This window comes from Streptomyces sp. NPDC048185 (assembly GCF_043202495.1).
Taxonomy (GTDB): Bacteria; Actinomycetota; Actinomycetes; order Streptomycetales; family Streptomycetaceae; genus Streptomyces.
This window is the reverse complement of the sequence record NZ_JBIDAN010000015.1, coordinates 1-26,932: the sequence shown is the minus strand read 5'-3', so window position 1 is coordinate 26,932 and position 26,932 is coordinate 1. Positions and strand designations below refer to the sequence as shown.

General features: G+C 72.5%; 23 protein-coding genes. 9 read left to right on the top strand and 14 right to left on the bottom strand.

Annotation, left to right across the window (positions count from 1 at the left end; all coding sequences use genetic code 11):
• Positions 1–150: 150 nt before the first annotated feature.
• Positions 151–1,593, bottom strand: a complete 1,443-nt coding sequence (locus tag ACGF3H_RS32300) for an amino acid permease (protein WP_362494858.1) — start codon at positions 1,591–1,593, stop codon at positions 151–153.
• A gap of 145 nt (positions 1,594–1,738) precedes the next feature.
• Between ACGF3H_RS32300 and ACGF3H_RS32295 the strand changes: the two genes are divergently transcribed.
• Positions 1,739–2,596: an IclR family transcriptional regulator gene (locus ACGF3H_RS32295; RefSeq protein ID WP_362494862.1), complete on the top strand. Its 858-nt coding sequence runs from the start codon at positions 1,739–1,741 to the stop codon at positions 2,594–2,596.
• 3 nt (positions 2,597–2,599) lie between these two features.
• Here ACGF3H_RS32295 and hutC read toward each other — a convergent pair whose 3' ends face one another.
• Entirely contained in the window at positions 2,600–3,349 is a 750-nt protein-coding gene (gene hutC / locus ACGF3H_RS32290) for a histidine utilization repressor (protein WP_362494864.1), read from the bottom strand.
• A gap of 213 nt (positions 3,350–3,562) precedes the next feature.
• Here hutC and hutU point away from each other — a divergent pair, with 213 nt between their 5' ends.
• Together hutU and hutG are read left to right on the top strand one after the other, a co-directional pair.
• Complete coding sequence (gene hutU / locus ACGF3H_RS32285) at positions 3,563–5,248, top strand: urocanate hydratase (RefSeq protein ID WP_362494867.1); 1,686 nt, start codon at positions 3,563–3,565, stop codon at positions 5,246–5,248.
• Positions 5,245–6,234: a formimidoylglutamase gene (gene hutG / locus ACGF3H_RS32280; protein WP_362494869.1), complete on the top strand. Its 990-nt coding sequence runs from the start codon at positions 5,245–5,247 to the stop codon at positions 6,232–6,234. Before hutU ends, hutG begins: the two co-directional genes overlap by 4 nt.
• A 100-nt stretch (positions 6,235–6,334) precedes the next feature.
• Here hutG and ACGF3H_RS32275 read toward each other — a convergent pair whose 3' ends face one another.
• Together ACGF3H_RS32275 and hutH are read right to left on the bottom strand one after the other, a co-directional pair.
• On the bottom strand, positions 6,335–6,916 hold the full coding sequence (locus ACGF3H_RS32275) for a HutD family protein (RefSeq protein WP_362494871.1): 582 nt from the start codon (positions 6,914–6,916) through the stop codon (positions 6,335–6,337).
• Between the two features lie 79 nt (positions 6,917–6,995).
• Complete coding sequence (gene hutH / locus ACGF3H_RS32270) at positions 6,996–8,531, bottom strand: histidine ammonia-lyase (protein WP_362494874.1); 1,536 nt, start codon at positions 8,529–8,531, stop codon at positions 6,996–6,998.
• Positions 8,532–8,669: 138 nt separating this feature from the next.
• Here hutH and ACGF3H_RS32265 point away from each other — a divergent pair, with 138 nt between their 5' ends.
• Positions 8,670–9,455 (top strand): IclR family transcriptional regulator, encoded by a 786-nt coding sequence (locus ACGF3H_RS32265; protein WP_362494877.1) that lies wholly within the window; start codon positions 8,670–8,672, stop codon positions 9,453–9,455.
• A gap of 224 nt (positions 9,456–9,679) precedes the next feature.
• Here the strand turns inward: ACGF3H_RS32265 and ACGF3H_RS32260 are convergent, their stop codons facing one another.
• Both ACGF3H_RS32260 and ACGF3H_RS32255 read right to left on the bottom strand, forming a co-directional pair.
• Entirely contained in the window at positions 9,680–10,348 is a 669-nt protein-coding gene (locus tag ACGF3H_RS32260; protein WP_362494880.1) for a phosphoribosyltransferase family protein, read from the bottom strand.
• 65 nt (positions 10,349–10,413) lie between these two features.
• Complete coding sequence (locus ACGF3H_RS32255; protein ID WP_362494882.1) at positions 10,414–11,085, bottom strand: dienelactone hydrolase family protein; 672 nt, start codon at positions 11,083–11,085, stop codon at positions 10,414–10,416.
• 172 nt (positions 11,086–11,257) lie between these two features.
• On the opposite strand from ACGF3H_RS32255, the gene ACGF3H_RS32250 reads away from it, so the two are divergent.
• Complete coding sequence (locus ACGF3H_RS32250) at positions 11,258–12,325, top strand: aldo/keto reductase (protein WP_362494885.1); 1,068 nt, start codon at positions 11,258–11,260, stop codon at positions 12,323–12,325.
• Positions 12,326–12,347: 22 nt separating this feature from the next.
• On the opposite strand, the gene ACGF3H_RS32245 is transcribed toward ACGF3H_RS32250, so the two are convergent.
• The 8 genes from ACGF3H_RS32245 to rhaI all read right to left on the bottom strand — a co-directional run bounded on the left by ACGF3H_RS32245 (position 12,348) and on the right by rhaI (position 21,655).
• Positions 12,348–12,920, bottom strand: a complete 573-nt coding sequence (locus ACGF3H_RS32245) for an AAA family ATPase (RefSeq protein WP_362494888.1) — start codon at positions 12,918–12,920, stop codon at positions 12,348–12,350.
• A gap of 29 nt (positions 12,921–12,949) precedes the next feature.
• The gene (locus tag ACGF3H_RS32240) at positions 12,950–13,786 is read right to left on the bottom strand and encodes an endonuclease/exonuclease/phosphatase family protein (RefSeq protein WP_362494914.1); all 837 of its coding nucleotides are present in this window, start codon (positions 13,784–13,786) and stop codon (positions 12,950–12,952) included.
• A gap of 110 nt (positions 13,787–13,896) precedes the next feature.
• Positions 13,897–14,538 (bottom strand): lactate utilization protein C, encoded by a 642-nt coding sequence (locus ACGF3H_RS32235; protein WP_362494891.1) that lies wholly within the window; start codon positions 14,536–14,538, stop codon positions 13,897–13,899.
• Positions 14,535–15,959, bottom strand: coding sequence for a LutB/LldF family L-lactate oxidation iron-sulfur protein (locus ACGF3H_RS32230; RefSeq protein WP_393816567.1), 1,425 nt, complete (start codon positions 15,957–15,959; stop codon positions 14,535–14,537). Before ACGF3H_RS32230 ends, ACGF3H_RS32235 begins: the two co-directional genes overlap by 4 nt.
• The gene (locus tag ACGF3H_RS32225) at positions 15,956–16,711 is read right to left on the bottom strand and encodes a (Fe-S)-binding protein (RefSeq protein ID WP_362500563.1); all 756 of its coding nucleotides are present in this window, start codon (positions 16,709–16,711) and stop codon (positions 15,956–15,958) included. The genes ACGF3H_RS32230 and ACGF3H_RS32225 overlap by 4 nt, the downstream gene beginning before the upstream one ends.
• Positions 16,702–18,210, bottom strand: coding sequence for a rhamnulokinase family protein (locus ACGF3H_RS32220; protein ID WP_362500564.1), 1,509 nt, complete (start codon positions 18,208–18,210; stop codon positions 16,702–16,704). Before ACGF3H_RS32220 ends, ACGF3H_RS32225 begins: the two co-directional genes overlap by 10 nt.
• Positions 18,211–18,360: 150 nt before the next feature.
• Complete coding sequence (locus ACGF3H_RS32215; protein WP_362500565.1) at positions 18,361–20,406, bottom strand: bifunctional aldolase/short-chain dehydrogenase; 2,046 nt, start codon at positions 20,404–20,406, stop codon at positions 18,361–18,363.
• A gap of 82 nt (positions 20,407–20,488) precedes the next feature.
• Complete coding sequence (gene rhaI / locus ACGF3H_RS32210; protein WP_362500566.1) at positions 20,489–21,655, bottom strand: L-rhamnose isomerase; 1,167 nt, start codon at positions 21,653–21,655, stop codon at positions 20,489–20,491.
• A 360-nt stretch (positions 21,656–22,015) separates the two neighbouring features.
• Here rhaI and ACGF3H_RS32205 point away from each other — a divergent pair, with 360 nt between their 5' ends.
• The 4 genes from ACGF3H_RS32205 to rhaS all read left to right on the top strand — a co-directional run bounded on the left by ACGF3H_RS32205 (position 22,016) and on the right by rhaS (position 26,782).
• The gene (locus ACGF3H_RS32205; protein ID WP_362500567.1) at positions 22,016–23,545 is read left to right on the top strand and encodes a sugar ABC transporter ATP-binding protein; all 1,530 of its coding nucleotides are present in this window, start codon (positions 22,016–22,018) and stop codon (positions 23,543–23,545) included.
• Positions 23,542–24,597 (top strand): ABC transporter permease, encoded by a 1,056-nt coding sequence (locus ACGF3H_RS32200; RefSeq protein ID WP_362500568.1) that lies wholly within the window; start codon positions 23,542–23,544, stop codon positions 24,595–24,597. The genes ACGF3H_RS32205 and ACGF3H_RS32200 overlap by 4 nt, the downstream gene beginning before the upstream one ends.
• Complete coding sequence (locus ACGF3H_RS32195; RefSeq protein ID WP_362500569.1) at positions 24,590–25,621, top strand: ABC transporter permease; 1,032 nt, start codon at positions 24,590–24,592, stop codon at positions 25,619–25,621. Before ACGF3H_RS32200 ends, ACGF3H_RS32195 begins: the two co-directional genes overlap by 8 nt.
• A gap of 75 nt (positions 25,622–25,696) precedes the next feature.
• Complete coding sequence (gene rhaS, locus ACGF3H_RS32190; RefSeq protein WP_362500570.1) at positions 25,697–26,782, top strand: rhamnose ABC transporter substrate-binding protein; 1,086 nt, start codon at positions 25,697–25,699, stop codon at positions 26,780–26,782.
• Positions 26,783–26,932 lie beyond the last annotated feature (150 nt).

The window sequence follows — 26,932 nt, the reverse complement described above, 5'->3', positions numbered from 1 at the left end:
GCGTTCATCGGCCGCGGACGCTCCGCCCGCCCGCGACGTGGCCCGCGGCGAGCCGGCCGGACGTCGTGGCGGGGCCGACGGCGGCACCGGCAAGGTGAACGCCCGGCGCCCGGGACGGCCGCCGGGCCTTCCGCGGGGTCACCGCGGTGGTCACGCCTGTTCCTCCAGGCCCTCCGGGTCACCCTCCCGGAGCGCGCCGGCCGTCCGCTCCGTGGCGGAGACCGGCCCCGGGCCGGTACGCCGCGGCCGGACCCACAGGGCGTGGACGCCTCCGAGGAGCGCCAGCCACACCGCGCCGACGACCAGGGCGATCCGGGTGCTCGAGTCGAAGGCGAGCAGCACCATGACCGCGGCCATGAAGACGATGGCGGCGATCTGGCCGTAGGGCCAGAAGGGCACGGGGAACCTCAGCGACGCCCGCTCCTCGGCGGTCATCGTCCTGCGCGCCCTGACGTGGGTCAGCAGGATCATCAGCCAGACCCAGACGGTGGCGAACGTCGCGATCGAGGAGATGATCAGGAAGATCCTGCCGGGCATGAGGACGTTCATCAGCACGCCGAGCAGCAGGGCCCCGATCATGACCAGGGTGGTCACCCACGGCACGCCGTTGCGGGTGACCCGCAGCATGACCGCGGGGCCCTGGCGCCGCTCCGCGAGGCCGAACATCGTGCGGCCCGCGGCGAAGATGTCGCTGTTGATCGCCGACAGGGCGGCGGTGAGGACGACGAGGTTGAGGACGGCGGCCGCGGACTTCAGCCCGACGCCGGCGAAGATCTCGACGAAGGGGCTGCCCGACGCGTCGATGTCCTGCCAGGGGGTGATCGACATGATCACCGCGAGGGTCAGGACGTAGAAGAGGATGATGCGCAGCGGGATGGAGTTGACCGCGCTCGGGATGGTCTTCTCCGGGGACTCGGCCTCTCCCGCCGTGACGCCGATGATCTCCGTGCCGCCGAACGCGAACATGACGACGGCGAACGACATCACGAAGCCGTCGGCGCCGCCCGCGAAGAAGCCGCCGTGGCTCCACAGGTTCGACAGGCCGACGTGGCCCTCGCCGTTGCCGAGGCCGAAGGCGATCACGGCGATGCCGACGAGGATCATCGCGACGATGGCGACGATCTTCACCAGGGAGAGCCAGAACTCGAGTTCGCCGAAGACCTTGACGCTGACGAGGTTGAGCGCGCCGATGAGGAGGACGGCGGCCAGCACCCAGATCCAGCGCGGCACGCCGGGGAACCAGAAGCCCATGTAGACGCCGACCGCGGTGACGTCCGCGACGCAGACGATGACCATCTCGAAGGCGTACGTCCAGCCCGTGGTGAACCCGGCGAGCGGGCCGAGGTGCCTGGTCGCGTACTCGCCGAAGGAACCGGCGCTCGGTGAGGCCACGGCCATCTCGCCGAGGGACCGCAGTACGAGGAAGACGGCCGCTCCGCCGACCAGGTAGGCCAGGAGCACTGCGGGCCCACCGGCCTGGATGGACTCGGACGAGCCGTAGAAGAGCCCCGTGCCGATGGCGGAGCCGAGGGCCATGAAGCGGATGTGCCGGGAGCGGAGCCCGCGGCTCAGGCCGGCGGTGTCGGTACGCAAGCGAGTGTCTCCCTCTTCGGGGTGTGCGCCGGAAGGTGTGACGGAGCGGTCTCCGGGTCGGTCCCGCCGGTCCGTCGTCCGGGCCGGCGGCGGGGACGACGGCCTGTATATTCCTGTCTATACAGGAGCGTCAAGAGGTGGTCCGATGAGTGAACGCGAGCAGGCGCCGGACACCCGGCCGTCGTCGAACGCGTCGTCGAGCGCGTCACCGGCCGTGGGCCGGGCGCTGGACATGCTGGTGTACCTCGCCGGGCGCCCCGGGCTGGTCCAGGCCGCAACCCTCGCCCGTGACCTGGGAGTTCCGCGGTCGTCGGCGTACCACATCCTCAAGGTCCTGGCCGACCGCGGCTTCGTCACCTACGTGCCGGCGGAGCAGGCGTACGGGCTGGGCGTCACCTCCTTCGAGGTGGGCTCCGCCTACCTGCGGCACGAGCCCCTGGAGCGGCTCGCCCGCCCCCTGCTGCACACGCTCGCGGGCCGCCTGGGCCAGACGGTGCACCTGGGGGTCCTGCACGGCGCGGAGACGGTCTACCTGCTCAAGGAGCGGCCGCCCGCGGGCCGGACCGGCGACATCGACATCGCCCTCGTCACCGACATCGGCGTACGCCTGCCGGCCCATCTCACGGCCAACGGCCGCGCCATCCTCGCCCACACCTCCGAGGCGCAGCTGCGGGCGCTGTTTCCCCGGCCCGGCGATCTGACCTCCCGTACGGGCAGGGGGCCGCGGACGCTGCCGGAGCTGGCCGGCGAGCTGGCCCGGGAGCGGGAGCGCGGCTGGTCCCAGGAGGTGGAACTGGTCACCCGGGGGTTCTGCTCGATGGGGGTGGCGGCGTTCGACCACAACGGGCGGCCCGTCGCGGCGATCAGCACCACCTGGCGCCGCCACCACTGCCGGCACGACGCGGCCCGGGTGCGGGACGTCCTGCGGCAGGGTGCCGCACGACTCACCGCGGCCGTCTCGGGCCATGCGCCGGCCACGGCGGCGGGACCGGCCGCCGCGTGAGCGTCAGTGCGTCGCGAACGCGCCCTCGAGGCGGTAGCGCGAACCGGGGTGCAGCAGCCGCGCGATGCTGACGAGCGCGTCCCGTGACCAGGTGCGGCGCTGGATCAGCAGGCAGGGCTCGGACGGCGCGACACCGAGGATCGCGCACTCCTCGGGCGACGCCAGCACCGCCTCCACGATGTGCTCGCCCTTGCCCAGCGGCGCGACCTTGGACAGGAAGGCGAACGGCGTCTGCCGGGTGAAGTCCTGCTCCAGGTAACCGGGCGCGAAGGCGGGGACGACGCAGCGGTCCTCGAGCTGGATCGCCACCCCCTCCTCGTAGTGGACCACCTGCGAGCGGAAGACGGGCTCCCCCTCGCCGAGACCGAGGTGCGCGCCGGTCTTCGCGTCGGCCCGCTCCTCGCGCACGGACAGCACCCGGGCCTCGTAGCGGTGACCGCGGTGACGCACCTCGTCGGCGATGTTGTGCACCTCGAGCAGGGCGGAGCTGGCCTTCCTCGGGGCGACGAAGCTGCCCACCCCCATGACCCGCCGGATGAGGCCCTCGGCGGCCAGCTCGCGCAGGGCGCGGTTGACCGTCATCCGGGACAGGCCCAGCGCCTCCACGAACTGGCTCTCCGACGGCAGCGCGTCGTCCTCGCGCCAGTGGCCGGCGGCGATCCGCTCGGCGACGAGGTCCTTGACGCGCCGGTACGCGGGGGCGGAACCGGCCGTGTGCCGCTCGTACCACCGGCCGAGCTCCGCTGGATCCACGACCAAGCCGCCCACCGTCCTCGTCCTCCGCCGCACCGGCTGCCTCGTACCCGCCTGGAATCCTAAGCGAGGGTCCGCCCGCGAGGGCGCCGGTGCCGTCGGCGGCCGGGAAGGGTCTCGGATCCGAGAATCCCCCGGGACGCCGCTGGTCCCGTGCAGGCCGCTGCCGTGTCATGGCGGAACAACGGCTCGATCCTTCTGTGAGGAGTCCCCATGACCAGCGTTTCCCCGGCGGCGCCGGGCACCGTCCGCGCCCCGCGCGGCACCGAACTGAACTGCCTCGGCTGGCAGCAGGAAGGCGCCCTGCGGATGCTCATGAACAACCTCGACCCGGAGGTCGCCGAGCACCCCGAGGACCTCGTCGTCTACGGCGGCACCGGGAAGGCCGCCCGCAACCGGGAGGCCTACGACGCCATCGTCCGCACGCTGAAGACGCTGAAGGACGACGAGACGCTGCTGGTGCAGTCCGGCAAGCCCGTCGGCGTGATGCGCACCAGCGAGTGGGCGCCGCGCGTGCTGCTGGCCAACTCCAACCTGGTCGGCGACTGGGCCAACTGGGAGGAGTTCCGGTCGCTGGAGGCCCGGGGGCTCACCATGTACGGCCAGATGACGGCCGGTTCGTGGATCTACATCGGCAGCCAGGGCATCCTGCAGGGCACGTACGAGACCTTCGGCGCCGTGGCCCGCAAGAAGTTCGGCGGCAGCCTGGCCGGCACCATCACCCTCACCGCCGGCCTCGGCGGCATGGGCGGCGCCCAGCCGCTCGCCGTCACCATGAACGACGGCGTGGCGATCTGCGTCGACTGCGACCCCTCCCGCATCGAGCGCCGGATCGCCCACCGCTACCTCGACGTGGCCGCCGACGACCTGGAGCACGCCCTGCGCCTCGCCGTCGAGGCCCGTGACCGGCGCAAGCCGCTCTCCATCGGCCTGACCGGCAACGCCGCCGAGGTCTTCCCCGAACTGCTGGAGCGGGGCGCGCCCATCGACATCGTCACCGACCAGACCAGCGCCCACGACCCGCTGTCCTACCTCCCGGTCGGCGTGCGCCTGGAGGAGTGGCACGAGCAGGCCCGCAAGGATCCCGCCGCCTTCACCGAGCGCGCCCGCGCGTCCATGGCCCGGCACGTCGAGGCCATGGTCGGCTTCCTCGACGCCGGCGCCGAGGTCTTCGACTACGGCAACTCCATCCGCGACGAGGCCCGCAAGGCCGGCTACCGGCGGGCGTTCGACTTCCCCGGCTTCGTGCCGGCCCACATCCGGCCGCTGTTCGAGGAGGGCCTGGGCCCGTTCCGCTGGGCCGCCCTCTCCGGTGACCCCAAGGACATCGAGGCCACCGACAAGGCCATCATGGAGCTCTTCCCGGAGAACGAGCACCTGCACCGCTGGCTGAGGATGGCGGGCGAGCGCGTGGCGTTCGAGGGGCTGCCCGCCCGCATCTGCTGGCTGGGATACGGCGAGCGGCACCGCGCCGGGCTGCGCTTCAACGAGATGGTCGCCTCCGGGGAGCTGTCCGCGCCCGTCGCCATCGGCCGCGACCACCTCGACTCCGGCTCCGTGGCCTCGCCCTACCGCGAGACCGAGTCGATGCTCGACGGCTCCGACGCCATCGCCGACTGGCCGCTGCTCAACGCCCTCGTGAACACCTCCTCCGGGGCCTCCTGGGTCTCCATCCACCACGGCGGCGGCGTCGGCATGGGCCGCTCCATCCACGCCGGCCAGGTGTGCATCGCCGACGGCACCGAACTCGCGGCGCGGAAGCTCGCCCGCGTCCTGACCAACGACCCGGGCATGGGCGTCATCCGGCACGTGGACGCCGGTTACGAGCACGCCACCACGGTGGCGAAGGAGCGCGGCGTGCGCATCCCGATGACGGAGACCGAGGGCGGTGCGGCGTGAGTGCCGTGACCACGGAACCGGAGACCCCGGGCGTCCGCACGGACGTCCCGGCCCCGCCGTGGACCGGACGGGACGACGGCCCGGGCGCCGACAACCTGCGCTGGCACCACGCCGTCCGCCTCGACCCGGCACAGGCGGTCCCGGGGGACGTCGCCCTCGTCGGCTTCCGCAGCGACGAGGGGGTGCGCCGCAACAAGGGCCGGCAGGGTGCCGCGAGCGGCCCGGACGCCCTGCGCAGCGCCCTCGCGTCGATGGCGCTGCCGAGGCCGCTGCGGGCGCTCGACGCGGGCGACGTCGAGGTCTGCGGGGACGGCGGGGACGCCCTGGAGACCGGGCAGCAGCGTCTGGGCGGTGCGGTCGCCGCGCTGGTCGAGCGCGGCCACCCGGTGATGGTGCTGGGCGGCGGCCACGAGGTCGCGTACGGCAGCTACCTGGGGCTGACCCGGACGCGGGCCGTGCGCGAGGGCGCCCGGCTCGGGGTGCTGAACCTCGACGCGCACTTCGACCTGCGCGACGACGTCCGGCCCAGCTCCGGCACGCCCTTCCTGCAGATGGCGCGGAGCGAGGCGCGTCAGGGCCGGCAGTTCAACTACTGGGTGCTGGGCGTGAGTCAGCCGAGCAACACGGAGCGGCTGTTCCGCACCGCGGAGTCGCTCGGTGTCCGTCATCTGCCGGACACCGAGTGCGGTCTGCTCGGCCTGGAGCGCACCGAGAGGTTCGTCGACGAGTTCCTCGCGAGCTGCGACGTGGTGCACCTGAGCATCGACCTCGACGTGCTGCCCGCCGCCGTCGCGCCGGGCGTCAGCGCTCCCGCCGCGTACGGCGTGCCCATGGAGGTCGTCGAGCGGGTCTGCGCCCGGGTGGCGGCCAGCGGCAGGCTCGCGGTCTGCGACATCGCCGAGCTCAACCCGGAGTTCGACGTGGACCGGCGCACGGCCCGGGCCGGCGCCCGCCTGGTCCACCGCATGGTGACCGCCCTGGCGTGACACGCCGCGGGCCCGCGCCGGCCCGCCTCCAGCAGGCCGCCGGGCCGTGAGACGCGACGAGAGCCGCGGCCCGGCGGCCGCGGCGTTCCCGGCGACCCGGTCAGTGATCGGGCGGACCCGCGAGACCGGCCAGATCGACCACCGCGAGGACCCCGTCGACGCCGACGGTGTCGCGGTCCTCGCCGGAGAACAGGGCGGCGTCGAGACGGCCGAGGCGGACGGACGCCCCGTGCAGCAGGGCCGTCCCCTCCAGGACGATCGCGAGGACGTGGCTCCCGGTGCCGGGACGTACGGCGGTGTGCGAGCGCACGATGCGGACGCGTGCCGTCGTGCCGGCCCGCCGGACCATCACGTTGAGGTCGACGATCGGCCCGCCGAGCAGCCGGCACTCCGCGACGGCGTCACCGGGGAAGGCGAAGGGCTCGTACGGGGCGTCCGCCACATGCGTGGTGCCGTCGACGGTCAGTGCCATGCCGGGTCCGTCGACGACGGTGATGATCCGGTCGACGCCGTCGAACGTGGAGAAGGGTCCGCTGTGCGCGACGTCGGCGACGCTGACCCGCCACGCGAAGTCGTCGGGTCCCGCGCCCTGCGGGTGGACGGCGACCTCCGAGGTCACGCCGCCGCCGTTCTTCCAGGGCGTGGGGGTCCGCTCCGAGGAGCGCAGGATCCGTGGTGGCATGGGGAGTTCCTTCCGAGCGGGAAAGCCGGAAACCTCCCGGACCCGTGGGTCCGGGAGGTGGTGCGGGGCATCGGTCCGGTCAGACCAGCGGGCCGGTGACCGACTCCGCGGCGGCCAGGGCGCGGCCGGAGGTGACGTACTGGACGGTCGCCTCGATCTCGGGGGCGAGCCACCGGTCGGTGCCGGGGCCCTCGACCGTCTCGCGGAGCCCGTCGCGCACCGCGGCGGTGGCCGGCGCCGGGCTGAGCGGGGCCCTCATGTCGAGCGCGCGGGCGGCCGTGTAGATCTCCACCGCGAGGACGCGGCCGAGTCCGTCGATGGCGCGGCGCAGCTTGCGGGCGGCCGACCAGCCCATGGAGACGTGGTCCTCCTGCATGGCACTGGAGGGGATCGAGTCGGTGGAGGCCGGTACGGCGAGCCGCTTGAGCTCGGAGACGATCGCGGCCTGGGTGTACTGCGCGATCATGTGGCCGGAGTCGACGCCGGGGTCGTCGGCCAGGAAGGCGTTGAGGCCGCGGTTGCGGGCGGGGTCGAGGAACCGGTCCGTGCGGCGCTCGGAGATCGAGGCGAGGTCGGCGACCGAGATGGCCAGGAAGTCGAGGACGGCGGCCACCGGGGCGCCGTGGAAGTTGCCGTTGCTCTCCACCCGGCCGTCGAGGGTGACGACGGGGTTGTCGACGGCGCTGGCCAGTTCGCGGGAGGCCACCAGTTCGGCGTGGGCGAGGGTGTCGCGGGCCGTGCCGTGGACCTGGGGCGAGCAGCGCAGCGAGTACGCGTCCTGGACGCGGGTGCACTCCGGCCCCTTGTGGCTGGCGACGATCGCCGAGTCGGCGAGCAGGGCGCGCAGGTTGCCGGCGCTGTCCCCCTGGCCCGGGTGCGGGCGCAGCGCCTGGAGGTCGGCGGCGAACACGGCGTCGGTGCCGAGCTGGCCCTCGACGCTCATGGCGACGGCGATGTCGGCCGTCCGCAGCAGCAGGCGCAGGTCGCGGGCGGCGAGGACGAGCATGCCGAGCATGCCGTCGGTGCCGTTGATGAGGGCGAGGCCCTCCTTCTCCTCCAGCACGACCGGGGTGATGCCCGCCTCGGCGAGCGCCTCGGCGGCGGGCTTGCGCACACCGTCGGCGGTGCGGACCTCGCCCTCGCCCATGACGGCGAGGGCGCAGTGGGCGAGGGGGGCGAGGTCGCCGGAGCAGCCGAGCGAGCCGTACTCGTGCACGACCGGGGTGATGCCGGCGTTCAGCACCGCGGCGTACGCCTCGGCGGTCTGCGTCCGTACGCCCGTACGGCCCGTGGCGAGGGTGGACAGGCGCAGCAGCATCAGCGCGCGGACCACCTCGCGCTCGACCTCGGGGCCCGAGCCCGCGGCGTGCGAGCGCACCAGGCTGCGCTGGAGCTGGGCACGCAGCTCGGTGGGGATGTGGCGGGTGGCCAGGGCGCCGAAACCGGTGGAGACGCCGTAGTGGGGCTTGGCGTCGTCGGCGAGGGCCCGAACGACCTCGCGACTGCGGGCGATTTCCTTGAGCGCCTCCGGGGCCAGGGCCACCGGGGTGCCGAGACGAGCGACGGACACGACTTCGTCGGCGGAGAGCGCGCCGACACCAACAACAACGGTCATGCCCCTATGAAGCCGCAGCGGGAGCCGGTGCGCGAGGGGTTCTGGATCACTAGTGTCTGGGATCCAAGACATTGTCACCCGTGGAGGTCTGGGATCCCAGACACTCGCCCGGCCTCGCCACTGGTTTACTGTCGCCCCATGAGCATCGTCCCGGCCGCCGCGCAGGTGCTGGCCGTGCTGCGCTATCTGGCGCGGCAGGCGGCACCCGTGCCCGCGGCCGCCATCAGCCGCGACGTGGGGCTGCCCCGCTCGACGACGTACCACCTGCTCGACACGCTCGCCGCCGAGGGCTTCGTGGTCCACCTGCCGGAGGAGCGGCGCTACGGCCTCGGCGTCAGCGCCTTCGAGCTGGCCTCCGGGTACGAGCGACAGGCGCCGTTCCAGCGGCTGGCCCGGGTGCCGCTGGCCACGCTGGTGGACCGCACCGGGCACAACGCGAACCTCGCCGTGCTGCACGGCCGCGAGGTCATCTACGTCATCGAGGAGCGTGCTCCCGGCCGGGCGCCGCTCGTCAGCGAGGTGGGGGTGCGGCTGCCGGCCCACCTGACCGCGAGCGGCCGTGCGGTGCTGGCGCTGCTGCCGCCCGCGCAGGTGCGGGCGATCTTCCCGGACCGGTCCGCGTTCGTGCTGCGGCACGGCGTCGGGCCCGCGTCGCTGACGGCCCTGCGGGGCCTGCTGGCCCAGGCGCGGCGCCGGGGGTACGCGACGGAGGAGGGAGAGGTCACCCCGGGCCTGTCCTCCGTCGCCGCGCCCGTGCTGGACCATCACGCCCATCCGATCGCGGGCGTGTCCGTCACCTTCCCCGGCGAGTCGGCCGACGCGCCGGAGCGCGACCGGATCGCGGGTCACGTCGCGCAGACGGCGCGGGAGCTGACCCGCCGGGTGGGGGGCGTCACCGCCGTGCGTAACGGGCGGGGGCTGTGACGGCCGCGGCGCAGTCGGGGTTGTGGCACTGGCCCGGGTACCAGCGGGGGACGAAGATTCCGAGACTCTTGCGCCGTCTGACCTCACTGTGCACGGGGTGGTGGCACACCGGGCAGACCCGTTGGGCCGACGGCTTGGTCTCACCTGTGTGACTGGCCATGTCTTCACCGTAAAACGTGAGTAAAGTCCTGAAAAGACCTTTGATTTCCTTTTTGCGACGACGGTCAGTACGTGCCGGGGGACGAGGTCACCCGGTGGGTGCTGAGGATCTCGACGACCTCGTCGTCACTCACCTGCTCGAAGTCGTCGTACCAGAGGCCGACGGCGCAGAAGTCCGGCGGCCGGCTGAGGCACAGGACGTCGTCGGCCTCCGCGCGCATCTCGGCGGCGGCCTCGGGGGCCCCGACGGGAACGGCGAGGATCAGCCGGGCCGGGTCCAGCCGCCTGAGGTGGCGCAGGGCGGCACGCGCGGTGGCGCCGGTGGCCAAGCCGTCGTCGACGAGGACCACCGTGCGCCCCCCGACGCCGGGCGTGGACCGGTCGCCCCGGTAGAGCAGGGCGCGGCGCCCGAGTTCCTTCCGTTCCCGGGCCACGTCCGGGGCCAGGCGGTCCTCGGTGAGGCCGAGCATCGCGAGGGCCCGCTCGTCGAACAGGGGCGGGTCGTCGCCCACGACGGCGCCGATGCCCGTCTCCGGCCTTCCGGGCAGACCGATCTTCCGCACCACGAGCACGTCCAGTGGCGCTCCGAGCGCCCGGGCGACCTCGGCGGCCACCGGCACGCCACCGCGGGGCAGCGCGAGAACGACGGGGCGGAACAGCTCGCCGTCGGACGCCCACTCCACGAGCCGCAGCCCGAGTTCCTGGCCGGCCGTCCGGCGGTTGTGGAATCGCATGACCTGATGCCTGCCTCACTCCCCCGGAGGAAACGGAAACGGCCACCGCGTCCGGGCCCGCGGTGTCAGCCGGATCGCTCGCTGTCGGCTCCTTCGTTCAGCTGGTCACCGAACCAGGCGGCGGCGACCTCGGTGACCTCCTCCAGCGCGCCGGGCTCGGGGAAGAGGTGGGTGGCGCCCGGGACGACGTGGATCCGGTGGAACGCCGCGAGCCGCCGGGCCGCCTCCCGGTTGAGACCGAGAACCGTCTCGTCGTCACCGCCGACGACGAGCAGGACCGGCGCGGCGACACGGGCCAGGGCGTCGCCCGCCAGGTCCGGTCTGCCTCCCCGGGACACCACCGCGAGCACCGCTGCCGGCCGCTCCGCCGCCGCCGTCAGGGCGGCCGCCGCACCCGTGCTCGCCCCGAACAGTCCGATGGGCAGGCCGGCGGTGTCCGGCCGCCGCCCCAGCCAGTCCACGGCGTCCGCCAGGCGCCGGGCCAGCAGGGCGACGTCGAAGCGATGCCGGGCGGTGGCGATGTCCTCGCGCTCCTCGTCCGGAGTCAGGAGGTCCAGCAGCAGCGTCCCGAAGCGCGCTCCGCGCAGACCCGCGGCGACCGCGCGGTTGCGGGGACTGAGCCGTGAGCTGCCGCTGCCGTGCGCGAACAGGATCATCCCCCGCGCGCCGGGGGGCACGGTGAGATCGCCGTCGAGAGCGGCGCGGTGCGAGGACACCTGCACGGTTTCGGACACCATGCCTGTTCATCTCCCCTGAGGCTGTCCGACGGCCGGGGCAGTCCGAGTACCCCCGCCGTCCCGTTCCGCACCCCGGTCGCGCCCGATCCGCGCACGCGTTCCCTTGCTGTCGAGTGCACTCCAAGTCCTACAGTGACGCTCCCCACCCACCCCACCGTCACGGAGCACCGGCATGCGCTATCGAGTCCTCGGCAGGACCGGCATCGAGGTCAGTACCCACTGTCTCGGCACGATGATGTTCGGTGCCGTCGGCAACCCCGACCACGAGGACGGCGCACGCATCATCCACGCCGCGCTCGACGCCGGCGTCAACTTCGTCGACACCGCCGACATGTACTCGGCCGGCGAGAGCGAGGAGATCGTCGGCAAGGCGCTCAAGGGCAGACGTGACGACGTCGTCCTCGCCACCAAGGTCCACTTTCCGCTGGCCGAGGGACGCAACCGCAGCGGCAACTCACGCCGCTGGATCGTCCGGGCCGTCGAGGACAGTCTGCGGCGCCTCGGCACGGACTGGATCGACCTCTACCAGGTGCACCGACCCGACCACACCACCGACATCGAGGAGACGCTGTCCGTCCTCGGCGATCTGGTGACGGCGGGCAAGGTCCGGGCGTTCGGCTGCTCCACATTCCCCGCGGAGGACCTCGTCGAGGCCCACCACGTGGCGGAGCGTCGCGGACTGATGCGGCTGCGCACGGAACAGCCGCCGTACTCGCTGCTCGCGCGTGGCGTCGAACGGTCCGTGCTGCCGACCGCGCAGCGCCTGGGCATGGGTGTGCTGACCTGGTCACCGCTCGCTTCGGGTTTCCTGTCCGGCGCCTACCGCGAGGGCCGGCACGTCGACCTCACCACCGGGCGCGCCAAGCTCACGCCGCACCGCTTCGATCCGGAGGTGCCGGGCAACGCGGCGAAGCTCGCGGCCGTCGAGCGGTTCGTCGCTCTCGCCGACGAGGTGGGCTGCACGCTGCCGGAACTCGCCGTCGCCTTCGTGCTGGTGCATCCCGCCGTCACCTCGGTGATCACCGGGCCGCGCACCATGGACCAGCTCACCGCGCTGCTCAAGGGCGCCGACCTGCTGCTCGACGACGCTGTGCTCGACCGGATCGACGAGATCGTGGCGCCCGGGACGGATCTGTACCGGGCCGACGGCGCCTGGCAGCCGCCGTCGCTCACCGAGCCCGCCCGGCGAAGGCGCCCGGCCGGTGAGCGGGCGGCCGCGGGCACTCCGCTCCTTCCGTGAGCCGTCCCGGTGCCCGACGTGGTCAGGCGGTGGCGGCGCCGCCCGCCAGGAGGCGGTCGCGCAGGCGGGCGAAGGCGGTCCGTCGGGGGCGGTGCGGAAGGAATTCCCTGATCCGCTCGGCGCATTCCCGCGGTGTCTCGGTACCGGTGTCGCACTCCAGGTCGTAGTCACCGTGCCGGTGGACGAGGTCGTACTGGTGCGCGGCGAGGCCCACCGGGCGGTCGCCGCGCGCCCGTTCCCGGCGCGTGAGCTCCTCCGGCGGACAGTGAACCCCCACGAACAGCACGTCCTCCGGGCGCAGGACCGACAGGCAGTCGAGCAGCCGCCACGGCTCACTGAGCACGTGGTCCACGATGACGTCGTTGCCCACCTCGGCCATGGCCGCGACGGAGCGGTGGAAGCCCATCCTGGTCCGCCGCAGCGCCGTGTCGAGCTCCTCCTCGTCGAGGGCGCGCTTGGTGCGCATCGCGTTGAAGCCGTCCACCGCCAGGTGGAAGAAGACACCGTCGTCGAGGACGTCGAGCAGCTCGCGGGCGATGCTGGACTTCCCCGAACTGGACGTGCCGTTGAGGAAGATGATCCGGCCTGGCGTCATGCGGGCATGATGCCAGAGGGCCGGCCGGTTCACGGGCGCAGGTCGGCGAGCAGCAGGTGGTGGTCCGAGTACGGGGACGGGTGCACGCGGTGCCGCAGCGGGGTGACGCCCCGCAGGAAGACGTAGTCGAACTTGCTCTCCCAGTCGGTGGTCGGCCGGCAGGTGCCGACGGGTGACGGCCGGCAGCCGGGGTCCGCGTCGGCGGCCAGGTCCCGGAACGGGTCGAGTTCGGGGGTGTCCGGCACGGCGTTGAAGTCACCGAGCACGACGGCGCGGTCGTACCGGGCGACGGCGGCGGCGAGTACGGCGGTCTGGTCCGCCCGGACCTCTTCCTGACGCCGTTGGGCGAGGTGCGTGTTGAAGACCCGGACGGACCGGCCGCCCACCGTCGTGGTGACGGCCAGGTACCCGCGGTCCTCGGACCCGCCGTCGGGGTACTCCACCAGGACGCGGTCCGTCATCGGCGCCGCCGTCAGGAGTGCCTGGCCGAAGCCACCGGGATTCCACGGCCAACCGCCGCAGCGTCCCCTGTTCCGCAGGACCGACCCGTACTCGACGTGGTAGACCAGCCCGTGGACGCCCTTCAGATACTCGCGGATCTTCTCGACGTCGCGTACGCACGCCTCCTGCAGACCTATGACCTGCGGCGCGTACGCGGCGATCTCCGCTGCCCGGTCGGCGTTGCTCTCGTGGCAGGGGTTGCAGATGTTCCACGTCATCACCCGGTTCGGTACGACGTCCCTGACGGCGCCGGCGCGCAGTGGCCCGGCGACGGGGCCGTCGCCCGGTGCGTCTCGGCCGAAGACGAGGACGCAGACCACCGCCAACGCGCCCGCGAACAACCAGGTGTTCCTTCCGAGCACGATCCCCTCCTCGCTGTGCCCGCACGTGCGGGCCGACGGTCCCACCCACGAGGTTAGGCGACGGACCGGTCCGGCGGCACGGGCTTGAGGTCCTCCACCGGCCCCCGCGGCCGTCAGCCGACCACCAGGACGACCTCCAGGGTCCGGGGTCCGTGGACGCCTTCCACCCGGTCCAGTTCGATGTCGCTGGTGGCGGACGGACCCGAGATCCAGGTGCTGGGCCGGGTGGGGTCGAGGCGGGGCAGGGCCTGCGGGAGGGAGGCGACCACCTGGGTGCGGGCGTCGACGACGCAGATGTGCACGTCGGGGACGAGGGTGAGGGCGCGCCGGCCCTGCCCCGGGCCGGCGTCCAGGACGACGGTGCCGGTCTCCGCGACGGCCAGCGCGCAGCCGGTGACCACGGCGTCGGCGGCGTCGAGCTCCTCGGGGGTCAGGGCGACGTCGTCGAAGCGCTGCCGGGCGTCCGTGGCGGCCAGCCAGTCGCCGGGCAGGCCGGGCGGCACGACGACGCTGCGCGCGCCGTGACCGGCGAGGAGCTCGCCGATCAGGGCCGCCAGGCCCTCCCGCGTGGTGCGGTGCACGCCCGCCCGGTAGTCGGCGAGGTTCTCGTGGAGCAGGTCGAGCACCGCGGCGGGGTCGTCGGGTGTGTGGCTCACCAGGTAGTCGCGCGAGACCTCGGGGGTATCGGGCGCGTCCGCGAGGGCCCTGCGTACTCGGCCGAGGACGCGGTCGCGGGAGGAGGACGGAGGGGTCATGCGTGGTTCTTCTTCCACCAGTCACGGAACGGTTCGGCCGGCATGTCCGGCAGATCACGGCTGTTGGTCCACTCGCGCGCCCCGGGGACGGGCAGCCGCTTGGGGTGCAGCTTCCGCGTCCCGGACGCGAGCCGTTCGCCGGCGGTGAGGGCGGCCGGGTGGTCGAGGAGCCAGGTCGCCGTCCTCATCGCGGCCTTCTCCAGCCGGTGTCCCTTGCCGCCCTGGTCGGCGACCTTCTCCCGCAGGTGGACCAGGACTTCGGGGATGTCGATGGCGACCGGGCACACCTCGTAGCAGGCGCCGCACAGGGAGGACGCGTAGGGCAGGGAGGCGTCGAGTTCCGTGGTGAGGCCCCGCAGCTGGGGGGTGAGGATGGCGCCGATCGGGCCCGGGTACACCGAGCCGTAGGCGTGTCCGCCGGCGCGCTCGTAGACCGGGCAGACGTTCAGGCAGGCCGAGCAGCGGATGCAGCGCAGGGCCTGGCGGCCGACCTCGTCGGCGAGGGTGTCGGTGCGGCCGTTGTCCAGCAGGACCAGGTGGAACGTGCAGGGCCCGTCGCCGTCGGTGGTGCCCGTCCACATCGACGTGTACGGGTTCATGCGCTCGGCCGTGGAGGAGCGGGGCAGCAGCTGGAGGAAGACCTCCAGGTCCCGCCAGGTCGGCACGATCTTCTCGATGCCGACCACGGAGATCAGCGTCTCGGGCAGGGTCAGGCACATCCGGCCGTTGCCCTCGGACTCCACGACGACCAGGGTGCCGGTCTCGGCGACCATGAAGTTGGCGCCGGAGATGCCGACCCTGGCGCGCAGGAACTTCTCCCGCAGGTGCAGCCGGGCCGCCTCCGCGAGCTCGGCGGGCGTGTCCGTCAGGCCCTCGGGCGCCGGACGGCCCCACGCGCCCATCTCGGAGCGGAAGATGTCGCGGATCTCCCCGCGGTTGCGGTGGATGGCGGGGACGAGGATGTGCGAAGGAAGGTCGTCGCCCAACTGCACGATCAGCTCGGCGAGATCGGTCTCGTAGGCCCGGATGCCGGCCTTCTCGAGTGCCTCGTTGAGGCCGATCTCCTGGGTGGCCATGGATTTGACCTTGACGACCTCGCTCTCGCCGGTGGCCTTCACCAGGTCGGCCACGATCCGGTTGGCCTCGTCCGCGTCGGCGGCCCAGTGCACGGTGCCGCCCGCGGCGGTGACGGCCTCCTCGACCTGTACCAAATGGCGGTCGAGGTGGCGCAGGGTGCGGTCCTTGATCTGCTTGCCGGCCTCGCGCAGCTGTGCCCAGTCCTCGAGTTCGGCGACCGCTCCGGCCCGTTTGGCGCGGATGGTGCGCGTCGCATGCCGCAGATTGCCACGCAACGTCGCATCGCGCACCGCGGTACGCGCCGCCCTCGGGAAGGACGGCATGCCCATGAAGGTTCCACTCATCGCAGCGGCTCCTCTTCCGTGCTCGCAAGGATCTCCGCGAGGTGCAGGGCCCGTTGGGGCGCGTCCCGGCGGCGCAGCATGCCGCCGATGTGCATCAGACAGGAGTTGTCGGCACCGCACAGCACCTCGGCGGAGGTGGACAGGGCGTTGCGGATCTTGTCGTCGCCCATGGCCTCGGACACGGCGGCGTTCTTCACGGCGAAGGTGCCGCCGAAGCCGCAGCACTCCTCGGCGCCCGGCAGCTCCACCAGCTCCAGCCCCTTGACCGCCTGCAGCAGCCGGCGGGGCCGGTCGCCCAGACCGAGCATGCGCAGTCCGTGGCACGACGGGTGGTAGGTGACGGTGTGGGGGAAATAGGCACCCACGTCCGTCACCCCGAGCACGTCGACGAGGAACTCGGTCAGCTCCAGGACGCGGGGCACGAGGGACGCGGCGGCGCCGGCCAGTTCCTGGCCGCGTCCTTCGGCCGCCGCCTTGGCGCCGATCCGCGGGTAGTTGTCGCGGACCATGGCGACGCAGGAGCCGGAAGGCGTGACGACGTGGTCGTAGCCGTCGAAGGCCCGGGCCATGCGGCGCACCAGGGGTTCGGTGGCGCGCCGGTAGCCGGTGTTGTACTGGGGCTGGCCGCAGCAGGTCTGGGCGGCGGGGAAGTCCACCTCGACCCCCAGGCGTTCGAGCACCTTGACGGTGGCGATCGCCGTGGACGGGTAGAGGGCGTCGTTGACGCAGGTGGCGAAGAGGGCTACGCGCATCGGGGTTCCGTTCGGGCGGGGGCGAGCCTGGCGGCTGCCGCGTCCCAGGCGGCGCTGTCGCCGCGGGGGCTGTAGCGCCTGAGGTGCTGGGTGGCGGCGACGAGCCGGCGCATCGCGGCGAGGTCGGACACCAGTCCGGCCGCTCTGGCCTGGACGAGGATGTTGCCGAGGGCGGTGGCCTCGGTGGGCCCGGCGATGACGGGCAGGCCGGTGGCGTCGGCGGTGAGCTGGCACAGCAGGTCGTTGCGGGAACCGCCGCCGACGAGGTGGATGTGGGTGATGTCGCGGCCGGCGAGTTCGGCGGCCTGTCTCAGGGTGCGGCGGTGGGCCAGCGCGAGGCTCTCCAGGATGCAGCGGACGACGGCACCCTGGCTGTCGGGGACCGGCTGGCCGGTGCGGCGGCAGTGGTCGCGGATGCGTTCCGGCATGTCGCCGGGGGCTAGGAACTCGGGGTCGTCCGGGTCGATGACCGCGCCGAACGCGCGGCAGCGGGCGGCCTCGGCGAGGAGTTCGGGGATGTGCGTGGGCAGGCCCTGTGCCTCCCAGGTCCGGCGGCACTCCTCCAGGAGCCACATGCCCATGATGTTGCGGAGGTAGCGGACGGTGCCGTCCACACCCAGTTCGTTGGTGAAGTTCGCGGCCCGGGAGGCCTCCGTCAGGACGGGGGCGTCCAGTTCGAGTCCGGCCAGGGACCAGGTGCCGCAGGAGATGTAGGCGAAGTGCGGCTCGGTGGCCGGGACGGCGGCGACGGCGGAGGCGGTGTCGTGCGAGGCGACGGTGACGACCGGGGTGCTCGGGTCGAGGCCGGTGTGATCGGCGACGTGCGGCAGGAGGGTGCCGGCCGGGTCGCCGGGGCGGCGCAGCGGCGGCAGCAGGCCGGGGTCGACGGAGAGCCGGTCGAGGAGGTCCGCGGACCAGGTGCCGGTGCGGGCGTCGAACAGGCCGGTGGTGGACGCGTTGGTGGCCTCCGCGCCGATGGATCCGGTCAGCCAGTGGACCAGCAGGTCCGGGACGAGCAGCAGGGTGCGTGCCGCGCGCAGCTGGCTGCTGCCGGCGGCCGACGCGAGCTGGAAGACGGTGTTGAACGGCAGGTGCTGCAACCCGGTGATCCGGTACAGCTCCTCGGGGCCGACGTGGGGCAGGACTCGCTCGGCGGCGTCGTCGGTGCGGCTGTCCCGGTAGTGGTACGGGTTGCCGAGGAGTACGCCGTCGGCGTCGAGGAGCCCGTAGTCCACCGCCCAGGTGTCCACTCCGACGGAGGCGACCGAGCCGGCCCGGGCGGCTTCCCGAAGTCCGTCGAGGGTGCCCCGGAAGAGCGCGAGCAGGTCCCAGTGCAGTCCGTCGGGCAGGCGGACGGGGATGTTGGGGAACCGGTGGGCCTCGGTCAGGTCGAGGTTGTCCGGTCCGACACGGCCGAGAATCACCCGTCCGCTGGTGGCCCCGAGGTCGACCGCGGCGAACGCCGAGGGGAAGGCCGAGGAGGCCGGGGTGGTGGTCACGTGGTGGTACCTCCGCTGTGCGCGGCGAGGAGTGGTCGGACGGGGAGGGGGTCGGGGGCGGGAGAACAGGCGGACGGGCGGGGCCCGCCGGTCCGTGGTGCGCCCTGATGCCGCTGCGCGTGCCGCACCGGCATCAGGGCGTGCTCCGGGTCAGCGCAGGAAGGCCGCGGCGACGCCCGCGTCCACCGGGATGTGCAGCCCGGTGGTGTGGGTCAGGTCGCCGCCGGTCAGGGCGAAGACCGCGTTCGCCACGTGCTCGGGCAGGACCTCGCGCTTGAGCAGCGTGCGCTGGGCGTAGAACTCGCCCAGCTTCTCCTCCTCGACGCCGTAGACGGCGGCCCGCTTGGCGCCCCAGCCGCCGGCGAAGATGCCGGATCCGCGGACCACCCCGTCGGGGTTGACGCCGTTGACGCGGATGCCGTGCTCGCCGAGCTCGGCGGCCAGCAGGCGCACCTGGTGGGCCTGGTCGGCCTTGGTCGCGCCGTAGGCGATGTTGTTGGGGCCGGCGAAGACGCCGTTCTTGGAAGCGATGTAGACGATGTCGCCGCCGAGCTTCTGGGCGGTCATCACCCGGGCGGCCTCGCGGGAGACGAGGAAGGAGCCGCGGGCCATGATGTCGTGCTGGAGGTCCCAGTCCTCGGCCGTGGTCTCAAGCAGCGGCTTGGAGATGGAGATGCCGGCGTTGTTGACGACCAGGTCGACGCCTCCGAAGGCGAGGACCGCCTCGGCGAACGCGGCGGTGATCTGCTCCTCGCTGGTGACGTCCACGGTGACGGCCACGGCCCGGTCGGGTCCGCCGAGTTCCTCGGCGACGGTGGCCGCGCCGGCGGCGTCGAGGTCGGCGACCACGACGCAGGCGCCCTCGGCGGCGAGCCGGTGGGCGATGGCCCGGCCGATGCCCGAGCCGGCGCCGGTGACCAGGGCGACGCGGGTGGCCAGCGGCTTGGGCGCGGGCATCCGGCGCAGCTTGGCCTCCTCCAGCTCCCAGTACTCGATGCGGAACTTCTCCGACTCCTCGATGGGGCTGTAGGAGGAGACGGCCTCGGCGCCGCGCATCACGTTGATCGCGTTGACGTAGAACTCGCCGGCGACCCGGGCGGTCTGCTTGTCCTTGCCGAAGGAGAACATGCCGACGCCGGGCACGAGGACGATGGCGGGGTCGGCGCCCCGCATGGCGGGCGAGCCGGGGACGGCGTGCCGTTCGTAGTAGGCCCGGTACTCGGCGCGGTACTCGGTGTGCAGCTCCGCCAGGCGGGCGACGGCCTGCTCCAGCGGTGCGTCGGCCGGCAGGTCCAGGACCAGCGGGCGGACCTTGGTGCGCAGGAAGTGGTCGGGGCAGGACGTGCCGAGGGCCGCGAGGCGCGGGTGCTCGGCGCGGGCGAGGAAGTCCAGGACGACGTCGTCGTCGGTGAAGTGGCCGACCTGGGGGCGGTCTGCGGAGGCGAGGGCGCGGACGTGCGGGGCGAGCGCGGCGGCGCGGGCGCGGCGCTCCTCGTCGGGCAGGGGTGCGCAGCCCTCGGCGAGGGGCCCGAAGGGTTCGGGACGGCCCTTCTCGGCGAGGAAGGCCTCGGCGGTGCGGATGATGTGGAGCGAGTTGGCCTCGCACTCCTCGGAGGTGGCACCCCAGGCGGTGACGCCGTGGCCGCCGAGGATGCAGCCGATGGCCTGCGGGTTGGCCTCCTTGACGGCGGCGATGTCGAGGCCGAGCTGGAACCCGGGGCGCCGCCAGGGCACCCAGACGACCTTGTCGCCGAAGCACTCGGCGGTCAGCTTCTCGCCGTCGGCCGCGCAGGCCAGCGCGATCCCGGAGTCGGGGTGCAGGTGGTCCACGTGGGCGGCGTCGACCAGTCCGTGCATGGCGGTGTCGATGGACGGCGCGGCGCCGCCCTTGCCGTGCAGGCAGTAGTCGAACGCGGCGACCATCTCGTCCTCGCGCTCGACGCCGGGGTAGACGTCCTTCAGCGCGTGCAGCCGGTCGAGGCGCAGGGCGGCCAGTCCCCCGGCCTTCAGTGTGCCGAGGTCCCCGCCGGAGCCCTTGACCCACAGCAGCTCCGTCTCGCCGCCGGTGACCGGGTCGGTGGCGGTGCCCTTGGCGGACGTGTTGCCGCCCGCGTAGTTGGTGTTGCGCGGGTCCGAGCCCAGGCGGTGCGAGCGCGCCAGGAGCTCGGCGACTTCGGGATGGAGGGCGGAGGCCATGGTGATCTTTCCTTCGGGATGGGGGGACGACGGGGGTGCGGGGACGCCGGGGCTCCGGGGACGCGGACGAGTCGGGGGGCGGTTACGCGCCCCAGCCGGCCTGCTCGCCGCCCACGCGCTCGGCGGCGATCCGCTCCTGCCAGCCGCTCGCGCGGTAGGCGGCGACCGGGTCGGGGTGCAGGCCGCGCTCCTCGCGGACCTCGGCCAGCAGCGGGCGCACGTCCGTGTTGTACGCGTCCATGAGCACGGCGTTGGCGGCCAGGACGTCGCCCTCGGCCTGCGCCGCGGTCAGCGCCTCGGCGTCGACGAGCAGCGCCTTGGCGGTGGCTTCCTGCACGTTCATCACGGAGCGGATGACCGCGGGGATCTTGGCCTCGATGTTGTGGCACTGGTCGAGCATGAAGGCGACGCCGGCGGCGGGGTCCAGCCCGCCGTTCTTGACGACCTCGTGCATGATCCGGAAGAGCTGGAAGGGGTCGGCGGCGCCGACCATGAGGTCGTCGTCGGCGTAGAAGCGGGAGTTGAAGTCGAAGCCGCCCAGCTTCCCCTCGCGCAGCAGGACCGCCACGATGAACTCGATGTTGGTGCCGGGTGCGTGGTGGCCGGTGTCGACGACGACCTGTGCCCGGTCGCCCAGCTTGAGGCAGTGCGCGTAGGCCGTGCCCCAGTCGGGGACGTCGGTCGTGTAGAAGGCGGGCTCGAAGAGCTTGTACTCCAGGAGGATGCGCTGGTCGTCGCCGAGGCGCTCGTAGACGGCCTGGAGGGCTTCGGCCAGGCGGCCCTGGCGGGCGGCGACGTCGTCCTGGCCGGGGTAGTTGGTGCCGTCGGCGAACCACAGCTTCAGATCGCGCGAGCCGGTGGCGTCCATGATGTCGACGCACTCCATGAGGTGCGCGAGAGCCTTGCGCCGCACCGTGGCGTCCGGGTGGCAGACGCTGCCGAGCTTGTAGTCGTCCTCCTGGAACACGTTGGCGTTGACGGCGCCCAGTTCCAGCCCGCGGTCCTTCGCGTGGGCGGCGAGTGCCGCGTAGTCGTCCACTTTGTCCCAGGGGATGTGCAGCGCCACCCGGGGGGTGATGCCGGTGAACTCGTGCACCTTGGCCGCGTCGTCCAGCTTCTCGCGAGGTGTGCGCGGCACGCCGGGCTGCGCGAACACCTTGAAACGCGTTCCGGAGTTGCCGTAGCCCCAGGAAGGCGTCTCGACCCGCTGGCCGGCGAGTGCGGTCTTCACGGCAGTGATGTCAGGCATGTCCACCTCTGAATAAGCAAGTTGCCCCGTCGCGGGGCGGGTGCAGGACCCGGTGTGTGAATCGATTCAGGATGCCGCTGAAACTAGCCCGTGACCCGAACCCCGTCAAGGGGTCGCGGAGAGCTTGGTGGACCCGTTTCCGGAGGGCGGGCACACAGCGCCACAACCGGGCCGACAGCGGGTGACTGTGCAGTTCATTGGGGCTTCCTGGCGCCCCTTTCCGCCCCGTCCGCAACTTCTCGCGACTGCGGGGCGCTCAGACCCTTGACGTTCCGGACAGGCTGAAGCTAGCTTCCGGGCAACCCCGTTGAAACATTTCACAGCGGGGTTCCCGCCCGGCACACGTACTGGAGAGAACCCATGACTCATCCCGAACCGGAGACCACTCCGGTGCTCGCCCTGGAGGGAGTGAGTAAATCCTTCGGCGCCGTCCGGGCCCTGCGCGGCGTCTCGCTGCGCCTCCACGCGGGCGAGGCCCACGCCCTGGCGGGCGAGAACGGCGCCGGCAAGTCCACCCTGATCAAGACTCTCGCAGGCGTGCACCGTCCGGACACCGGAACGGTCCTCCTCGACGGCGAGCCGGTGGACTTCCACGGTCCGGCCGACGCCCGCGACGCGGGGATCGCCGTGATCTACCAGGAGCCGACGCTCTTCCCCGATCTGTCCGTCGCGGAGAACATCTTCATCGGACGGCAGCCGCGCCGCGCCCTGGGCCGGGTGGACCACCGTGCGGTCAAGCAGGCGGCGTCCGACCTCTTCACCCGCCTCGGTGTCACGCTCGACCCCGACCAGCCGGCGCGCGGCCTCTCCATCGCGGACCAGCAGCTCGTGGAGATCGCCAAGGCGCTCTCCTTCGACGCCCGCGTGCTGATCATGGACGAACCGACGGCGGCACTCACCGGCAGCGAGGTGGCCCGCCTGTTCGGCGTGGTCAAGACGCTGCGCGAGCAGGGGTCGGCGGTGCTGTTCATCTCGCACCGCCTGGAGGAGATCTTCGAGCTGTGCCAGCGGGTCACCACGCTGCGGGACGGCGCCTGGATCGCCAGTGAGCCCCTCTCCGACCTCGACGAGGACGGCCTGGTACGGCGCATGGTCGGCCGCGATCTCGACGAGCTCTACCCCAAGCAGGAGACCCGGATCGGCGAGGTCGCCCTCAGCGTGCGCCGGCTGACGCGCGAGGGGGTGTTCACCGACGTCTCCTTCGACGTCCGCCGCGGCGAGATCCTCGGCCTGGCCGGACTGGTCGGGGCCGGCCGCAGCGAGGTGGCCCGGGCCGTCTTCGGCATCGACCGCTTCGACGGCGGTGAGGTCGAGGTGCTCGGCCGGAAGCTCCCGACGGGAGCGCCCAGCGTCGCCATGGCCGCGGGCATCGCCCTGGTGCCCGAGGACCGCCGCGCCCAGGGCCTGGTGATGGACATGTCCATCGAGCGGAACATCGGTCTCACCGGCTTCACGGCCACTTCCCGTGCCGGGCTGATGAACCGCCGGGCCGAACGCAGCCGCGCCGTGGACTGGGCGACCAGGCTCCAGGTCAAGTACGCCCGGCTGGCCGACGTCGTCGGCACGCTCTCGGGCGGCAACCAGCAGAAGGTCGTCCTCGCCAAGTGGCTCGCCACGGCACCCCAGGTGCTGATCGTCGACGAGCCGACCCGCGGCATCGACGTGGGGACCAAGGCCGAGGTGCACCGCCTGCTGTCCTCGCTCGCCGCCGACGGCGTGGCCGTCCTGATGATCTCGTCCGACCTGCCGGAGATCCTCGGCATGGCCGACCGGGTCCTGGTGATGCACGAGGGCCGGCTGACCGCCGAGATGTCCCGGGCCGAGGCCACCGAGGAGACCGTGATGGCAGCCGCGACCGGCCGCGCCGACCGAGGGAGGAAGGCGGCATGACCACGACCGTCGAGCCGGTGCGGCAGGACGTCGCACCCGCGTCCGTCGCCGCACGGCGGCTCATGGACAGGATGTTCAAGGCCCGGGAACTGGCCGTGATCGCCGTGCTGGTGGTCATGCTCGGTGCCACCCAGCTGTCCAACGGCGAGTTCCTGTCGCAGCAGGGCATCAAGGACCTGCTGCTGAACGCCACCATCCTGGTGCTGGTCGCGATCGGCCAGGCGATGGTGGTGATCACCCGCAACGTCGACCTGTCGGTCGGCTCGGTGCTGGGCATCTCCGCCTTCGCCGCGGGCCTCTACCTCCAGGACGGCGGCAACGCGCTCGTCGCCGTGCTGATCGCGGTGGTGATCGGCGCGCTCTTCGGCGTCGTCAACGGCGCGCTGGTCAGCCTCGGCAAGGTGCCGGCGCTGGTGGTGACCCTGGGCACCCTCTACATCGTCCGCGGCATCGACTCCATCTGGGTCGGCTCCCGCCAGATCACCGCGAGCGACCTGCCCGGCGGCTTCGTCGACTTCGGCCACGACGGCATCTCCGTGGTGCCCTACCTCGCCCTGCTCACCGTCGCCGTGCTGGTCGTCGTCGCCTACTACCTCCGCAGCTACCGCAGCGGCCGCGACATGTACGCCCTGGGATCCAACCCGGAGGCCGCCCGGCTCGCCGGTGTCCCCGTCCGGGTCCGCATCATGACGGCCTACGTGGTGTGCGGCGCGCTCGCCGGACTGGCCGGCGCGCTCTACCTCGCCAGGTTCGGCAACGTCGACTCCAACACCGGCAACGGCTACGAGCTCATGGTGGTCAGCGCCGTGGTCGTCGGCGGTGTCGCCTTCACCGGCGGCTCGGGCACCGTCTACGGTGCCGCGCTCGGCGCGGTGCTGCTGACCTCCATCAACGGTGTGCTTCCCGCCCTGGGCGTCAGCTCGGTCTGGGTCACCGCCATCAACGGCTTCCTGCTGCTGCTCGCCATCGCCGTCGACCGGGTCCTGGCGCTGCGAGTCGCCGGGGCGCTGCGCAAGAAGGCCGCACAGACGAGGAGTGCCCGTCATGCCTGACACCACCGTCAAGTCCCCCGCGCTCTCCCGCCTCGGCGGGGCGGTGCGCTGGGACACCTCGGTCGGCCTCCTGCTGGTCGTCCTGCTGATCTGCTCGTTCTCCTTCGTCGAGAACTTCGGCAACGCCCTCAACGTGTCCTTCCTCATCGGCAACACCCTGCCCATCGCGCTGATCGCGCTGCCGATGGCGATGCTCGTGGTGTCCGGCGAGGTGGACCTCTCGGTGGCCTCCACCGCGGGCCTCTCCAGTGCCGTGATGGGGGCGCTGTGGAACGCGGGCATGGCGATCGAGACGATCATCCCGCTGTGCGTGCTGCTCGGCGTGGTGTGCGGACTGGTCAACGGACTGCTCGTCACCCGGCTCGGCCTGCCGTCGCTGGCCGTCACCATCGGCACGCTGGGTGCCTACCGCGGCATCGCGCAGATCGTGCTCGGCTCCGACTCGGTGACCGACTTCCCGGCCCAGTACCTGGACTTCGGGGCCGGCCGGTTCGGTGACACGTTCCTGCCGTACGCCGCCGTGCCGTTCGTCGTGCTGCTGGCGATCGCGGTCGTCCTGCTGCACGCCACGCGCTTCGGGCGCTCACTGTTCGCCGTCGGCTCCTCCGAGGAGGCCGCCCGCTTCGCGGGTGTCCGGGTCAAGCGGCTCAAGCTGGCCATGTTCGTATCCACGGGTGTGGTCTCCGCGCTCACCGGCGTGTTCTGGACGCTGCACTACGCCAGCGCCCGCTACGACAACGCTACGGGCCTGGAACTGTCCGTGATCGCCGCGGTGCTGCTCGGCGGCATCGACTTCGACGGCGGCAAGGGCACGCTGGGCGGCGCCGTCGCCGGTGTGTTCCTGCTCGGCACGATGCAGAACGTCATGAGCCTGCTGAACGTCACCGCACAGTCCCAGACCGTCGCCACCGGCGTGCTGCTCGTCGTCTCCGTGCTGGCTCCCCGGATCGGCCGGCAGATCTCCCAGGCCCGGGCCAGGGGGCGGACGACCGCCTCACCACCGGTGACGGCCCCGTCCTCCTAGCCCTTCCCCTCTTGCGTCCCGGAACCTCTCCGGCCCGCCCTCCACTCCCCCGCCCGCACAGGTAAAGGAACAACGATGTCCGGCACCACCGCCAGAACGCGCCGCCTCTCCCTCGCCCTCGCCACCGTCACCGCCCTCGCCCTGGGCGCCACCGCCTGCGGCGGCACCACCAAGGACGACGCGTCCAAGGACAGCGGCAGCGCGGCGGCCGGCAAGGCCGACCCGAACGCGGCGACCAAGAAGGGCCTCACCGTCGCGTTCCTGCCCAAGCAGGTCAACAACCCCTACTTCACCACCGCCGACTCCGGCGGCAAGAAGGCCCTGGACGAACTGGGCTCCAGCTACAAGGAGGTCGGCACCAGCAGCGGCACCGACACCGCCGGCCAGGTCAGCTACGTCAACACGCTGACCCAGCAGCAGGTCGACGCCATGGCCGTCTCCGCGCAGGACCCCGGCGCCCTGTGCACCGCGCTCAAGCAGGCCATGCGCAACGGCGTCAGCGTCGTCACCTACGACTCCGACACCAACAAGGACTGCCGCCAGGTGTTCGTCTCCCCGGCCTCCACCGAGGACCTCGGGCGCACCCAGGTCGAGCTGCTGTCCAAGCAGATCGGCGGCAAGGGCGAGATCGCGATCCTGTCCGCCGCGCAGACCGCGACGAACCAGAACGCCTGGATCGACGTCATGAAGGAGGAGCTGAAGAAGCCCGCCTACAAGGACATCAAGCTGGTCAAGGTGGCCTACGGTGACGACGACGCCCAGAAGTCGTTCCAGCAGACCCAGGGCCTGCTCCAGGAGTACCCGAACCTGAAGGGGATCATCTCCCCGACCACCGTGGGCATCAAGGCCGCCGCCCAGTACCTGTCCGGCTCCAAGTACAAGGGCAAGGTCAAGCTGACCGGTCTCGGCACCCCGAACGACATGCGTGCCTACGTCAAGAACGGCACGGTCGAGGCCTTCGAGCTGTGGGAGCCGGCCAAGCTCGGCGCGCTCGCCGCGCACGCCGCGGTCTCCCTGGAGTCCGGGCAGATCACCGGCCGGAAGGGCGAGACGTTCAAGGCCGGCGACCTGGGGAGCTTCACCCTGGGCGAGGACGGCGTCGTCTCGCCGGGCGAGCCGACCGTCTTCGACAAGGCCAACATCGACCAGTACGACTTCTGACCCTCGACCACTCCCGTGACGACCGCGGTGGGGGCCCCCCCCGCGCCCGGGGCCCCCCCCCCGCCCCCCCGGGGGGGGGGGGCCCCGGGGGGTTTTGACCCCGACGGGCGCCCCCCCCAAGCCCCCCCCGTCCCCGGAAACCCACCCGGC

Coding starts and splice junctions, on each gene's coding strand:
- ACGF3H_RS32200 (WP_362500568.1), top strand. CDS start 23,542: ATGACCACGACCGTCGAGCCGGTGCGGCAGGACGTCGCACCCGCGTCC.
- ACGF3H_RS32260 (WP_362494880.1), bottom strand. CDS start 10,348: ATGCGATTCCACAACCGCCGGACGGCCGGCCAGGAACTCGGGCTGCGG.
- ACGF3H_RS32275 (WP_362494871.1), bottom strand. CDS start 6,916: ATGCCACCACGGATCCTGCGCTCCTCGGAGCGGACCCCCACGCCCTGG.
- hutH (WP_362494874.1), bottom strand. CDS start 8,531: ATGACCGTTGTTGTTGGTGTCGGCGCGCTCTCCGCCGACGAAGTCGTG.
- ACGF3H_RS32230 (WP_393816567.1), bottom strand. CDS start 15,959: ATGAGTGGAACCTTCATGGGCATGCCGTCCTTCCCGAGGGCGGCGCGT.
- ACGF3H_RS32235 (WP_362494891.1), bottom strand. CDS start 14,538: ATGACCCCTCCGTCCTCCTCCCGCGACCGCGTCCTCGGCCGAGTACGC.
- ACGF3H_RS32225 (WP_362500563.1), bottom strand. CDS start 16,711: ATGCGCGTAGCCCTCTTCGCCACCTGCGTCAACGACGCCCTCTACCCG.
- ACGF3H_RS32215 (WP_362500565.1), bottom strand. CDS start 20,406: ATGGCCTCCGCCCTCCATCCCGAAGTCGCCGAGCTCCTGGCGCGCTCG.
- rhaI (WP_362500566.1), bottom strand. CDS start 21,655: ATGCCTGACATCACTGCCGTGAAGACCGCACTCGCCGGCCAGCGGGTC.
- ACGF3H_RS32265 (WP_362494877.1), top strand. CDS start 8,670: ATGAGCATCGTCCCGGCCGCCGCGCAGGTGCTGGCCGTGCTGCGCTAT.
- ACGF3H_RS32255 (WP_362494882.1), bottom strand. CDS start 11,085: ATGGTGTCCGAAACCGTGCAGGTGTCCTCGCACCGCGCCGCTCTCGAC.
- ACGF3H_RS32250 (WP_362494885.1), top strand. CDS start 11,258: ATGCGCTATCGAGTCCTCGGCAGGACCGGCATCGAGGTCAGTACCCAC.
- hutU (WP_362494867.1), top strand. CDS start 3,563: ATGACCAGCGTTTCCCCGGCGGCGCCGGGCACCGTCCGCGCCCCGCGC.
- ACGF3H_RS32195 (WP_362500569.1), top strand. CDS start 24,590: ATGCCTGACACCACCGTCAAGTCCCCCGCGCTCTCCCGCCTCGGCGGG.
- ACGF3H_RS32295 (WP_362494862.1), top strand. CDS start 1,739: ATGAGTGAACGCGAGCAGGCGCCGGACACCCGGCCGTCGTCGAACGCG.
- ACGF3H_RS32245 (WP_362494888.1), bottom strand. CDS start 12,920: ATGACGCCAGGCCGGATCATCTTCCTCAACGGCACGTCCAGTTCGGGG.
- ACGF3H_RS32205 (WP_362500567.1), top strand. CDS start 22,016: ATGACTCATCCCGAACCGGAGACCACTCCGGTGCTCGCCCTGGAGGGA.
- rhaS (WP_362500570.1), top strand. CDS start 25,697: ATGTCCGGCACCACCGCCAGAACGCGCCGCCTCTCCCTCGCCCTCGCC.